Annotated in this window: 13 protein-coding genes; all 13 read right to left on the reverse strand. The window is 28.2% G+C overall.

Annotated elements, in window-relative coordinates:
* Window positions 1–39 precede the first annotated feature (39 nt).
* Complete coding sequence (locus tag A500_RS00995) at window positions 40–981, reverse strand: DNA-3-methyladenine glycosylase family protein (RefSeq protein ID WP_016205736.1); 942 nt, start codon at window positions 979–981, stop codon at window positions 40–42.
* Between the two features lie 324 nt (window positions 982–1,305).
* Window positions 1,306–2,148 carry a 3-hydroxybutyryl-CoA dehydrogenase gene (locus A500_RS01000; protein ID WP_016205737.1) on the reverse strand — a complete coding sequence of 281 codons (843 nt, stop codon included), beginning with the start codon at window positions 2,146–2,148 and terminating at the stop codon, window positions 1,306–1,308.
* A 26-nt stretch (window positions 2,149–2,174) separates the two neighbouring features.
* The gene (locus A500_RS01005; protein WP_016205738.1) at window positions 2,175–3,179 is read right to left on the reverse strand and encodes an electron transfer flavoprotein subunit alpha/FixB family protein; all 1,005 of its coding nucleotides are present in this window, start codon (window positions 3,177–3,179) and stop codon (window positions 2,175–2,177) included.
* Between the two features lie 21 nt (window positions 3,180–3,200).
* Window positions 3,201–3,980 carry an electron transfer flavoprotein subunit beta/FixA family protein gene (locus tag A500_RS01010; protein ID WP_016205739.1) on the reverse strand — a complete coding sequence of 260 codons (780 nt, stop codon included), beginning with the start codon at window positions 3,978–3,980 and terminating at the stop codon, window positions 3,201–3,203.
* Between the two features lie 17 nt (window positions 3,981–3,997).
* The gene (locus A500_RS01015; RefSeq protein ID WP_016205740.1) at window positions 3,998–5,137 is read right to left on the reverse strand and encodes an acyl-CoA dehydrogenase; all 1,140 of its coding nucleotides are present in this window, start codon (window positions 5,135–5,137) and stop codon (window positions 3,998–4,000) included.
* An 82-nt stretch (window positions 5,138–5,219) separates the two neighbouring features.
* Window positions 5,220–6,002 carry a short-chain-enoyl-CoA hydratase gene (locus A500_RS01020; RefSeq protein WP_016205741.1) on the reverse strand — a complete coding sequence of 261 codons (783 nt, stop codon included), beginning with the start codon at window positions 6,000–6,002 and terminating at the stop codon, window positions 5,220–5,222.
* Window positions 6,003–6,250: 248 nt separating this feature from the next.
* Window positions 6,251–6,892 (reverse strand): redox-sensing transcriptional repressor Rex, encoded by a 642-nt coding sequence (locus tag A500_RS01025; RefSeq protein ID WP_016205742.1) that lies wholly within the window; start codon window positions 6,890–6,892, stop codon window positions 6,251–6,253.
* Window positions 6,893–7,327: 435 nt separating this feature from the next.
* Entirely contained in the window at window positions 7,328–9,565 is a 2,238-nt protein-coding gene (locus A500_RS01030) for a heavy metal translocating P-type ATPase (RefSeq protein ID WP_016205743.1), read from the reverse strand.
* Window positions 9,566–9,581: 16 nt separating this feature from the next.
* Window positions 9,582–9,941, reverse strand: coding sequence for an ArsR/SmtB family transcription factor (locus A500_RS01035; RefSeq protein ID WP_016205744.1), 360 nt, complete (start codon window positions 9,939–9,941; stop codon window positions 9,582–9,584).
* 134 nt (window positions 9,942–10,075) lie between these two features.
* On the reverse strand, window positions 10,076–10,669 hold the full coding sequence (locus A500_RS01040) for a zinc dependent phospholipase C family protein (protein WP_156174270.1): 594 nt from the start codon (window positions 10,667–10,669) through the stop codon (window positions 10,076–10,078).
* Window positions 10,670–10,897: 228 nt separating this feature from the next.
* Entirely contained in the window at window positions 10,898–11,929 is a 1,032-nt protein-coding gene (ytvI, locus tag A500_RS01045; RefSeq protein WP_157453594.1) for a sporulation integral membrane protein YtvI, read from the reverse strand.
* Window positions 11,930–12,161: 232 nt separating this feature from the next.
* On the reverse strand, window positions 12,162–12,776 hold the full coding sequence (locus A500_RS01050) for a PH domain-containing protein (protein WP_016205747.1): 615 nt from the start codon (window positions 12,774–12,776) through the stop codon (window positions 12,162–12,164).
* A 49-nt stretch (window positions 12,777–12,825) separates the two neighbouring features.
* Window positions 12,826–13,218: a hypothetical protein gene (locus A500_RS01055; RefSeq protein ID WP_016205748.1), complete on the reverse strand. Its 393-nt coding sequence runs from the start codon at window positions 13,216–13,218 to the stop codon at window positions 12,826–12,828.
* Between the last annotated feature and the right edge of the window lie 300 nt (window positions 13,219–13,518).

The raw sequence follows: 13,518 nt of genomic DNA on the forward strand, positions 1-13,518 counted from the left end.
CAAAACAACTGTGAACTGTGCGCTGTGAACTATATAAATTTAAACTTCAATTTTATTTTCTCTCGCGTAATAGAACAAATATTGCTGAGCCATTCCTGATAATGCTCCAAATTTATCTCTTGCAAATATTCTCATCTTATTTAGAGATACATCTGGTGCTACATAAAAATGAATCATAGCCCTTTTAACCCATACATCTACTGGGAAGGATGAATGTTTTGCCATTGAAAATAGCATTATACAATCAGCTACTTTAGCTCCTACTCCCATAAATTTTTGTAGGGCTATATGACATTCATCATCACTTAATGACTTAATATATTCTAAATCAAAATCTAATATTTCTGGTCTTTCTTCATACTTACTAGGGCTTACTTTCATATCTTCTTTAACTTCTATGGCTTCATTTACTTTTTTAATTGTATCAACTATGTACTTACTTCTAAATGATGCACCTGTTTCTTGAATTTCTTCTAAAGTTGCATTTTTAATGAAATTTGGAGTTGGAAAAGAATAATATTCATTCCCCTTATACTCTACTTTATCTCCCCATTTTTCACATATCTTCTTAACAGTTTTCTTTATTGAAGGAATACTGTTTCTTGCAGATATTATAAAACTTATAAGAATTTCAAATGGATCTTGATTTAGAATTCTAATTCCATATCCAAATTCAACACTTTTTCTAAGTATTTCATCTTTTGCAAGAACATTTTTTATTTCATCATAATTTCTTTCTAAGTCAAAATAATTCTTCCATATATTCTTAAAATCTTCTTCATTTGAATTTAGTATAACAACTTCATCATTATTTTGTATTACCTCTATAACTCTTCTATACGCAATAATAATATAATTGTTATCACTTATTTTTTCCCATCTAAAACATTGCCCACACTCTAATATCTGCTTTATGTTAAAGTTCTTTACGCCTTGTATTATTACCTTGTTATCTTCAAATATTGTATTTTTGAAATCCATTTTCTCACCTCATACATCTAATTAATATATCCTTAATATATTATTTATCCCCGAGATATAAAAAAACTATTCTAAGTCAGTTATCCTTTCCCCTAAAAGTCTAACTAAATATTAATAATTTTTATCTTTATAAATTATATCATATTATTAATAAAAAATGGATAATTAATACTTAATAATAATCTATATAATTTAAATAGATTATTAAATATTTAAATAATCTACCTAATATTTAATTGTATATAAATAAAGATAGAGAAATTAAACAAACTTCTCTATCTTTATAAGCCTCAACAAATAAAATTATATTTTTATAATGGAATCTTAGTAATTATAGAATCCTCTTCCAGTTTTTCTTCCAAGATATCCAGCTCTAACGTATTTTCTTAAAAGACTACTTGCTCTGTATTTGCTATCTCCTGTTTCATTGTATAAAACATCCATAATAGCTAAGCATACATCCAATCCTATAAGATCTCCTAATGCTAAAGGTCCCATTGGATGATTTGCGCCATATTTCATTGATGTATCTATATCTTCAACTGATGCTATTCCTTCTTGAAGAATAAAAGTAGCTTCATTGATCATAGGGATAAGTATTCTGTTAACAACAAATCCTGGAGCTTCAGCTACTTCTACTGGTTCCTTACCTATTGCTACTGATAATTCCTTAACAGCATCAAAAGTTTCTTGAGAAGTTGCTATTCCTCTAATTACTTCTACTAGCTTCATTATAGGTGCTGGATTAAAGAAATGCATACCTATAACTTTATCAGCTCTCTTTGTTGCTGATGCAACTTCTGTTATTGATAAAGATGATGTATTAGAAGCTAATATAGTAGATTCTTTGCAAATCCCATCTAATTCAGCGAATATTTGCTTTTTGATTTGCATATTTTCAACTGCAGCTTCTATTACTAAATCACAATCTTCAGCAAGAGCTAAATCTGTAGTTCCAGTTATTCTTGAAAGTATAGCTTCCTTATCTTCTTCGCTCATTTTTCCTTTAGCAACTAACTTAGTTAATCCTTTGTTGATTCCGTTTATTCCTCTTTCAACAAATTCATCTTTTATATCTCTAACTATTACTTCATATCCCTTTTGAGCAAAAGCTTGAACTATTCCTGCTCCCATAGTACCTGCGCCTATTACAAAAATCTTTTCCATCTTCAAAACCCTCCCACTTTCTTTCTTTAATTTTCCTTAAGTGCTTTTACTTGAGCTGTCATTTCTGGTACAACTTTTAATAAGTCTCCAACTATTGCATAATCAGCTGCTTTCATTATTGGAGCTGTAGCATCTTTATTTATAGCTATTATTAAATCTGAATCTTGCATACCAGCAACGTGTTGTATTGCTCCTGAAATACCACAAGCTATATATATAGTAGGTCTTACTGTTTTACCTGTTTGACCAACTTGATAATCTCTTTCTATCCATTCATTTTCTACAGCAGCTCTTGAACCTGCTACTGTTCCACCTAGTGCATCTGCTAATTCTTTTAAAATAGCAAAGTTTTCTTTTGAACCTACTCCTCTACCACCTGATACAATAAAGTTAGCTTCACTTATGTCAACAATATCTTTTGCTTCTTTTACTATTTCAACTATTTTTGTTCTTATATCTGAATCTTGTAATTCAACTTCTACTTTTTCTATAGTAAAGTTTCTATCTTCATCAGCAAGCTTTGAGAAAACTCCTGGTCTTACTGTAGCCATTTGAGGTCTATGATCAGGGCAAGCTATTGTAGCCATTAAGTTACCACCAAATGCTGGTCTTGTAGCTAATAAGTCAGCTTTTTCAACATCAACATCTAAAACTGTACAATCAGCTGTTAATCCTGTTGATAATCTTGCAGCTACTCTTGGTCCTAAGTCTCTTCCTATGAAAGTTGCACCTATAAATAAAATTCCTGGTTTTCTTTCATTTGCTAAGTCACAAATAACCTTTGTATAACCATCAGTTGTATAGTGTTTTAATAATTCATTTTCTGCAACTATAACTTCATCTGCTCCGTGTCTTCCTAATGTATCTGCTAAATGATTAATATTATCTCCTAATATTAATGCTGTTAATTTTACTCCTAATTTGTCAGCAATTTTTCTTCCTTCACCAAGTAATTCTAAAGAAACTTTTTGAAGTTCCCCTTCTCTTTGCTCAGCAAATACCCAAACGCCTCTGTAATCTGCCATACTCATCTTTTTTACCTCCCATATATCTTAGATATAGTGCTTTTCCTTTAATTTTCCTAATACATATTTTGCAGCTTCTTGTGGGATTTCATTTATTATTTCTCCAGCACCTTTAGCTTCTTTAGTCATTGATTTCTTAACTTTTGTTGGTGAACCTTTAAGACCTAACTCTTCTTTATTCACTTCTAAGTCATCTGCTGACCAAATTTGTATTTCCTTTTTAGCTGTTTCAAATATATATTTAACATTCATATATCTTGGTTTATTTAATTCTTTTATAGCTGTTAAAAGAACTGGTGTGTTAACTTTTATTAACTCATATCCATCTTCTAAAGCTCTATTTACTAATAATCCATCTTCTTCTACCTTAACATCTTGAACATATGTTACTTGAGGTATATCTAAATGTTCTGCAATTTCTGGTCCAACTTGAGCAGTATCTCCGTCTATAGCTTGTCTTCCTGCGAAAACTATGTCATACTCTAATTTTTTTATTGCTCCAGCTAAAGTTTTTGAAGTTGCTAATGTATCAGCTCCTGCAAAAGCTCTATCTGTTATAAGTATAGCTTCATCAGCTCCCATACATAATGCTTCTCTTAACGCATTTTGTGCTTGAGGAGGCCCCATACTTACTACTGTAACCTTCCCTCCTACGTTATCCTTTAAAGTCAAAGCTGCTTCTAATGCATGCTTATCTTCTGGATTTATTATTGATGGTACACCATCTCTTATAAGAGTTCCTGTTTTTGGATCAATTTTAACAGCTGTTGTATCTGGAACTTGTTTTAAACAAACTACTATATTCATTTATAAATCCTCCCCTATTATCTTAAAGCGTTTCCTGAAATAACCATTTTTTGAACTTCTGAAGTTCCTTCGTATATTTCAGTTATCTTAGCATCTCTCATCATTCTTTCAACTGGATATTCTTTAGTATATCCATATCCACCAAATATTTGAACAGCCTTAGTTGTTACATCCATAGCTACTTCTGCTGCATAAAGCTTAGCTCTTGCTGCATCTACTGAATATGGAAGTTTTGCATCCTTTAAGAAAGCTGCTTTATAAACTAAATGTCTTGCTGCTTCAATCTTTGTATCCATTTCTGCTATCATCCATTGTAATCCTTGGAAAGCTGCTAATGGTCTTCCAAATTGTTTTCTTTCTTTCATATAATTAACTGCTTCTTCAAAAGCACCTTCTGCAATTCCTAATGCTTGCGCTGCTATACCTATTCTTCCTCCATCTAGAGTTTTCATAGCTATACCAAAACCCTTACCTTCTTGCCCAATTAAATTTTCCTTTGGAACTCTACAGTTACTCATAACTAATTCAGTTGTTGAAGATGCTCTAATTCCAAGCTTATCTTCTTTTTTACCTATTGAGAAACCTTCAAAAGCTTTTTCAACTATAAAAGCTGAAATTCCTTTTGTTCCCTTACTCTTATCAGTCATAGCAAATATTATGAATGTTTCTGCTACTCCACCATTAGTTATAAATATTTTTGATCCATTTAATATATAATGATCTCCATCTAATACTGCAACAGTTTGTTGTCCAGCTGCATCTGTACCTGCTCCAGGCTCTGTTAATCCAAATGCTCCAAGTTTTTTACCTGTTGCAAGGTCTGATAAATATCTTTCTTTTTGATCTTTATTTCCAAATTGATCTATTAATGAAGCACAAAGAGAAGTGTGAGCAGATAATATAACACCTGTAGTTCCACAAACCTTTGATAATTCTTCTACTGCTAAAATATAAGAAAGTGTATCTCCACCAGCTCCACCATATTCTTTAGAAAATGGAATTCCTAACATTCCTACCTTAGCCATCTTCTCAACATTTTCCATAGGGAATCTTTCTGTTTCATCAATTTCAGCAGCAATTGGTTTTACTTCATTCACAGCGAATTCTCTAACCATTTGTCTTACTAATTCTTGTTCTCTAGTTAATTGAAAATTCATTTATTATACCTCCTCGATATTGCACCCTTTTTACTTATATTATCTTTTAAATATTGTAAGTTAGTTATAGTTATTTTTTTATTTATTTATTTAAGAAGTTTTTATTTCTCTTTTCTATAAATGCTGTCATTCCTTCTTTTTGGTCTTCTGTAGAGAAGCATTTTCCAAAGTCTTCTGCTTCTATTACAATAGCACTATCCATATCAACTTGCATTCCTCTATTTATAGCATCCTTACAAAGTTTAACTGCTATTGGAGCATTTGCTATTATTAGGTTTGCCATAGCTCTTGCTTCATCCATTAAGCTTTCTAGTGGAACAACTTTATTAACTAATCCTATTCTAAGAGCTTCATCTGCTTTTATCATTGCACATGTATAAATAAGTTCTTTAGCTTTTCCTTCTCCAACTAGCCTTGGTAATCTTTGAGTTCCACCAAAACCAGGTGTTATTCCAAGACCTGCCTCTGGTTGAGCAAATCTTGCTCTCTCTGAAGCTATTCTTATATCACAAGCCATAGCTAATTCACATCCACCACCAAGTGCAAATCCTGATATTGCTGCAATAACAGGTTTGTCCAATTTTTCTAATCTTCTGAAAACTTTGTTTCCTAAAAGACCAAATTCTTTTCCTTCTTCCTCTGATAGATCTTTCATTTCTGAAATATCAGCTCCAGCAACAAAAGCTTTTTCTCCTGCCCCAGTTAACACTACACAATAGATATTTTTATCAGATTCTAAGTTTTCTAAAACTAAATCTAAATCCTTTAAAGTTTCTGAATTTAATGCATTTAGTGCTTTAGGTCTATTAATTGTAACTATAGCTAGATTTCCTTCTTTTTCAAGAATTATATTTTTTAATTCCACAATAAAATCCTCCTTTATCTTGCTTATCTTATATTAAATTTGTTTAATAAAAACGATTATTATCTGAATATTTCTAAATTTATAAGTAATTATTTTTATTTTAGTGTGTATCATAAATCAACAATTTGTTAATCTTATAACAATCTAAATTAAAAAATAATTGAAGCATTTGCTTCAATTATTATTATAAACTGTTAAATTTCCTTTTGCAATAACTATTTGTAATTTAATCCAAATAAAAAATGTAATTACTTACTTTCATCCTTATCATGCAGTAAATATATCAATGTTAGTAAACTTTCGGATAAATGAACGTTTTCAACTGTCACTTCCTCTGGTACTAATAAATCTACAGGTGCAAAGTTCCATATACCTGTAACACCATTTTCTACTAATATGTCACTTACCTTTTGTGCATTTATTCTTGGAACACAAATTATACCTATATCAATTTTATTATCCTTTAGATAATCTTTTAACACATCTATATCTTCTATCTCAATATCTCTTATTCTCATTCCTATTAATTTGGGATTTGCATCAAAAATGGCCTCAATATTTAATCCTATTTGAGAAAATCTACTATAGTTAGCTATCGCTTGCCCTATATTCCCTGCACCTATTATTATACCTTTATATTCTTTATTCAAACCTAAAATCAAACTAATTTGATTATATAAATCTTTTACGTTATATCCATATCCTTGTTGCCCGAAATCACCAAAACAGTTTAAATCTTGTCTTATTTGAGAGGCAGTAAAGCCTATTTTCTCACCTAATTCTTTTGAAGATATTCTATCAACATCATTTCTTAATAATTCTTGTAAATATCTATGATATTTTGGCAATCTTTTTATCACAGCCATAGAAATATTCTTTTTCTTATCCATAACAATCTTCTCCTAATCCTCTTTATTATTATATATTAAAATAATACTATTCTTATTTACAATAGTTATTTTACCACTATTATTAAAAATTTAAAACATATTCCACCATATGTTAAATAAACTTATAAAATTTATGACTTTATAATATTATCTCTCTTTATATTTTATTATCTCCATTTTAATATGTTTTTTATTATAATTCTATATTTTTATTATTTTTTAATATTATTATAAAATAATAAAAATAAGACTTATGTATAACGTAGCAGATCCGTTATACATAAGTCTATTTAATTTATACAAAGCTTCTACGTACTTTGTAAACAAGATAATGATCTTGTATGCTTCCCTTTGCCTAAAAAGTTCTCAACCTAGTTTATTATATTTAATATGATGAAATTTGTCAATAAAAAAAGTTTACCTATGAAATTTTGTTTATTTTAGACATCTTGTTGAATTTATTACCGCAATTACAGTAACTCCAACATCTGCAAATACCGCTTCCCACATATTTGCCATTCCAAAAGCACTTAAAATTAATACAAGAAGTTTTACTCCTAATGAAAAGATTATATTTTGCCATAAAACCTTGTTTGTTTTTCTTGCTACTTTAATTGATGTAACTAACGCTTCAGGATCATCTTTCATTAGTACTACATCTGCTGCTTCGATAGCTGCATCTGAGCCTATACCACCCATAGCAACTCCAATATCAGCTCTTGCTAAAACTGGTGCATCATTTATTCCGTCACCTACAAATATGACTTTTCCTTTAGTTGAGTTATTTTTAATTAACTCCTCCACCTTTTCAACTTTGTCTCCTGGTAATAATTCAGCAAATACTTTATCAACACCTACTAATGCTGCTACTTTTTCTCCTACTGACTTATTATCTCCAGTTAACATAACTGTTTGAGATACACCAATACTCTTCAATCCTTCTATTGCTGATTTAGAACCTTCTTTTATCTCATCTGAAATTACTATATTACCCTTATATTCATTATTTATTGCTACATGAACTATTGTCCCAATTGAATTTACATTATTATATTTTATATTATACTTTTCCATTAGTTTGTAGTTTCCCACTAGTACATCTAAAGAATCTATATATGCTTTAATTCCATATCCTGATACTTCTTCATAATTACTTAACTTTTGTGAATCTATTTCTTTTCCATATTCTCTTATAATAGATTGTGCTATTGGATGATTTGATAAACTTTCTGAAATAGCTGCAACCTTTATTAATTCTTCTTTAGATATATCAACATTATTTATTTCTGTTACCTTGAATACACCCTTAGTTAATGTTCCTGTTTTATCAAAAACAACAGTATTAACATCTTTAAGTGCTTCTAAATAATTTCCACCTTTAACTAATATACCTTTTCTAGATGCACCACCAATTCCTGCAAATAATCCAAGAGGAATTGAAACTACTAATGCACATGGACAAGATACTACTAAGAATATTAATGCTCTATAAATCCAATCATAGAAATTTGCATCTTTAATTAATAAAGGAGGTATTATTGCTAATGCTAATGCTGAAAATACAACTATTGGAGTATATACTCTAGCAAATCTAGTAATAAATTTCTCAGTAGGTGCCTTCTTATTAGAAGCATTTTCTACTAACTCTAGTATTCTAGAAACTGTTGATTCTTTAAAGCTTTTAGTAACTTTTACCTTTAAGACACCATTAGTGTTTATAAAGCCTGCTAAAATATCTTCTCCTACTAAAACTTCTCTTGGCACTGATTCTCCTGTAAGTGCTGATGTGTCAACAAAGCTTATTCCTTCTATTACAATACCATCTAATGGTACTCTTTCCCCTGGCTTTATTACTATTAAATCATCTATATTTACTATTTCTGGATTAACTTTTTCTTCCTTGCCATTCTTTATTAGATTAGCATAGTCAGCTCTTATATCCATAAGTGAAGTAATTGATTTTCTTGACTTATTAACTGCATATGATTGGAATATCTCTCCTATTTGATAGAATAACATAACAGCTACTCCTTCTGGAAACTCTCCTACAAAAAATGCTCCTAAAGTTGCTACTGTCATTAGAAAGTTTTCATCAAAAACTTCCCCTCTTAATATATTCCTAAAAGCAGTTAAAACTACATCTCCTCCAATTAAAACATAACTGCTAGCAAAAAGAATTATTGATATAGGATATTCTTCTTTGAAAATTATAGCAAGTACATAAATTGCAACCCCTATTATCAATCTAATATTTTCTTTTAGACCTACTGCATTCCCATGAGAATGATCATGTGAATGTCCATGGGAGTGTTCATGTGAATGACTGTGTGAATGTTTTTCATTATGGTTATGACTTTCTTTATCAATATCATTTTCCGGTTTACAACAAGACTCACTTGTACACTTCTTAACATCTTCTTTGTTAATTGCTCTATTTTCATCCTTATCAAATACTTTAACACCTGGCTCTAATTTATTTACTATAGATTTTATTTCTTTAATTGCATCTTCTCTTTCTATTGTTCCATTTAGCTCTATAATTAAAGTAGATGTTGCAAAATTTAAAGTAGCTTCATTAATACCATCTAAGTTATTCACTTTTGTTTCTATTTTATTTGCACAATTTGCACAATCTAACCCTGATAAAATTAGTTTTACTTCATTACTACTCATACTTTTCACCACTTTCTTATTCTATAATATGCTTAAACCCTTCATCAAATATATGCTTAACATGATCATCTGCCAATGAATAATATATAACTTTTCCGTCTCTTCTAAACTTAACTAATCTATTTGATTTTAATACTCTTAGTTGATGTGAAATTGCTGATTGTGTCATACTTAATAATGCTGCTAAATCACATACACATAACTCTTCTTGAAACAAGGCACATAATATTTTTATTCTTGTAGAATCACTAAAAGCTTTGAATAAATCAGCTAAATCATATAAACTTTCCTCATTTGGTATAGATTCTTTTACTTTCTCAACAACATCTTTATGAATTATTGTACAATTACAACTTTCTAATCTATTTTCTTCCATAATATCCTCCTTGAACATATGAGCAATTGTTCATATGTTTGTTTAATAATATTATATGCTAACTTTCACAAAAATGTCAACTATTATAAAGATATTCTAATTAAAATTTAAAAAAATAGAGAGTCATTGACTCTCTATATAACTAAGGCAATATGCTCTTTTAATTTTTGATTTAAAACTACTTCATTTAGTACCATATTTATAACTGTTGTACAAATATGACTAGCAAAAAGTAAATCTTTTTCATAAGAAATTTTACCTTGATACTCTTTTTGTAAATTCATAATATATTTTCTTATTTCTTCTGAGGTTAGATGATAATTTATATCTTGTTTAATATTATAACTTTTAGAAAATTTATTTAAGTCATTTTCGTATAGTACATGCTCTTTCATAGCATTAGCACTTTTAAATTCCCATCTTTGAAAGTGAGGAATACAAAAATAATCACATAAGAAGTGACATACAACACCTAGTTCTTGATTAAATTTATTTGGTGAATACCTATTATAAATATCATCCAATGTTAACGAAGATAAAAATTCTATTTTTTTAATAATCATATCAAAACTTTCATCTATATAATGTTTTTTAAATTTATATTTTGATACAGAATCAGGTTTTAAATTACCCCATATAAAATGTCCTTCATTTATTATAAAGACTTTATCTTCTTCTACACTATTTATGAATTTTTGTGCTAAAGCTTTGTGAGTATTCATCATCATAGTTTCTCACCTCGCTTTTATTTTATATTTATATGATAATACTATTTCAAATAGAAAACAAATATGTTTTTCTGTATATATGTCCACTTATTATCATATAAGATTTAAATTATCTTTACTAACTATTATAAATAACTATCCATTTTTTGTTAATTTTATTTTTAATTATTTACTTACTTATTAAAATATATTTTCTTAACTTTGTGTATTTTTAGTATCTTATTTTAATTATTTGAATATATGTATTTTTCCGCTATCATTTAGATTCTTTAAAATTATAACTATTACTGGTAATACAAATAACCCTAGGAATCCAAATATCTTTACACCTATAAACATACACATAAGCATTATTAATGGATGCAGCCCTACTTGTTGTCCTACAACCTTTGGTTCTAATACATTTCTAACTATTGTTATTACAACATAAAGTATTGTTAATCCTATTGCTAAAGCTATGTTACCTCTAATTAATTCTATTAATATCCAAGGAATCACTATTCCACCAGTTCCAAGTACTGGTAGTACATCTACGCAGGCTATAAGAAGAGCTATTGTAATTGCTCCTTCAATTTTTAAAATTGAAAGTCCTATTGCTAGTTCTATAAATGTTACAGATATAATTATTGAATAAGCTTTTATAAACTTAAATAAAGTTCCAACTATATAGTTTTTTACTTCAAATATAATACTTGAACTTTTTTCTGAAAATTGTCTTGTTATAAAACTTGTAATACTCACATAATCCATTGCAAAAAAGAAAGATGATATAATTGAGAATATTACTAAAACAAAAAATGATGGTACTGTTGAAACTGTTGATGATACAAACAAAACCACTCCAGATGATATATTTGTTATTATTGTTCCTAATGATTTAGTTAAGGAAGATATCATATCTCTAATAGCTTGCATTAAAGCTGGGTCTAATTTCACTAATATTTCTTCAAAGTTACTTGATATTTGAAATATTGAAGGTTCTATTGTTGTTATATATATATTAGGTAACTTCATAAAAACTTCTTTTAATGCTACAAATATCTTAACTATAATTAATGTAAATAGTGCTCCTACAGTTGTATAAAATATTAGCACAGTTATTCCAGCAACAACTTTTCTATTAATTCGTAACTTTTTTGATATGAAATTAATTAATGGTTTTAATATAAATGCTATTCCAAAGCCAACTACAAATGGAAAAAACCAACCTAATCCATATTTAATTGTTATATAAATTATTGCTGCAATAATTAAAAATATATTGTATTTATTATAAACTCCCTTTTTTCTCTACACCCATTATTTAATCATCTCCTAATTTTTTCTTTGATTATACAATAAATTATTTATATTTTAAATTCAAATTTTTAATATTAAGTTAAACTTAAGAAAAGTATAAAATAAATTTATTTTGAACAATTCAAATATAATAATTAAAGATATAGAAATATTAATACTTCTCTACCTTTATTTTTGTCATTTTAGCTTATTTCTAATTATTAATATAATTCTTAAATACATCTGTAAAATCTTTTTTAATATAATTTTCTCTGCTTATCTTCGTCCAATTAAATGCATACTCATTTATATCTTTAAATATTTGTGCAGCATTACCATCAACTACTTTACTTGATGCACAAGCACTTGCTGCTATCTTTAATGTTTCTTCAGATTTACCAAGCATAATGTCATTTTCATCTGATATATGTGATATTCTAACTAATGATTTATATAAATCCTTTAACTGTTCTATTTGATTTTTATCTACATCTATAGAAAACTTAGTTTCTCCAATAATAAATTTAATTTCACAATCTAAATCTATAGTTCCTGCGGTTTCTATAGCTACACTTCTAATAATATTTTTATAATAATCATATCTAGTTACAAGTCTCTTTTTACTTACAGCAGATGTTCCATCTACATGAATAAGCGCTAGATTAGTAAAACAATATTCATCAGTTCTTGATTTTATAAGAAAAAATATTTGCTCTCCATCTTCATGCATTATATAATCATCTGCATCTACCTTATTAAAGTCCTTTTTATCAATTATCTTTCCAATGTCACTTAGTCCTAAAGCATCTGAAGCTAATTTTTTCAACATAAATAACCCCTCCAAATTTTATATTATTTTTTTATAATTTTATTTAATGTTAATCCCAAAATATGTTTCTAACACTCTGAAGATGTTCATAATTACAAATTGGACATTTGCTATTTATTACTTCTTCTTCACTTATTAAATTACATTTACCTTTACATAATTTGCATTCATAATCTAATTTAAATACTTTATTATTATCATAATTAATTTCAACATAAGGAACAGTTGATAAATCTCCGCATTTCTCACACTTTGTGTATACATTATAATGAAATATCTTATTTATATTATTATTATTAATTATAAAGTCTATAATTTCATTTTCTTTTTTAGTAAGCTCTCGTCTAAATACTTCAAAGTCTTGCGTTCTACTTCCCAATCCTTCAAATAACGTAGTACTATAATCACACTTTTTACACTGAATACTTACTCCATTTCCCAAGTTTAATCCTCCTTAATTTAATTAATCAATATATATATATTTTATCATAGATTTTATAGAATATGTTTACATAAAAATAGTTAAAATAAAAAAGTGGATATACGTAAATTTGCTTTTTCCGTCGCTTCGCTCCAAGTCAACACAAACTTATATATATCCACTTGACGTCTTTGAATATTGTAATTCATCATTTTTTCTTTAAAAACAGCTTTGACATCTTTCACTATTTCTATATACTTCAATATATTTTATTAATCTACCTAAGTTGCTTCATTTCCTAAATACCACATTTTAATCACC

This window comes from Clostridium sartagoforme AAU1 (genome assembly GCF_000401215.1).
Lineage (GTDB): Bacteria > Bacillota > Clostridia > Clostridiales > Clostridiaceae > Clostridium > Clostridium sartagoforme.

Coding starts and splice junctions, on each gene's coding strand:
- A500_RS00995 (WP_016205736.1), bottom strand. CDS start 981: ATGGATTTCAAAAATACAATATTTGAAGATAACAAGGTAATAATACAA.
- A500_RS01000 (WP_016205737.1), bottom strand. CDS start 2,148: ATGGAAAAGATTTTTGTAATAGGCGCAGGTACTATGGGAGCAGGAATA.
- A500_RS01005 (WP_016205738.1), bottom strand. CDS start 3,179: ATGAGTATGGCAGATTACAGAGGCGTTTGGGTATTTGCTGAGCAAAGA.
- A500_RS01010 (WP_016205739.1), bottom strand. CDS start 3,980: ATGAATATAGTAGTTTGTTTAAAACAAGTTCCAGATACAACAGCTGTT.
- A500_RS01015 (WP_016205740.1), bottom strand. CDS start 5,137: ATGAATTTTCAATTAACTAGAGAACAAGAATTAGTAAGACAAATGGTT.
- A500_RS01025 (WP_016205742.1), bottom strand. CDS start 6,892: ATGGATAAGAAAAAGAATATTTCTATGGCTGTGATAAAAAGATTGCCA.
- A500_RS01030 (WP_016205743.1), bottom strand. CDS start 9,565: ATGAGTAGTAATGAAGTAAAACTAATTTTATCAGGGTTAGATTGTGCA.
- A500_RS01035 (WP_016205744.1), bottom strand. CDS start 9,941: ATGGAAGAAAATAGATTAGAAAGTTGTAATTGTACAATAATTCATAAA.
- A500_RS01040 (WP_156174270.1), bottom strand. CDS start 10,669: ATGATGATGAATACTCACAAAGCTTTAGCACAAAAATTCATAAATAGT.
- A500_RS01050 (WP_016205747.1), bottom strand. CDS start 12,776: ATGTTGAAAAAATTAGCTTCAGATGCTTTAGGACTAAGTGACATTGGA.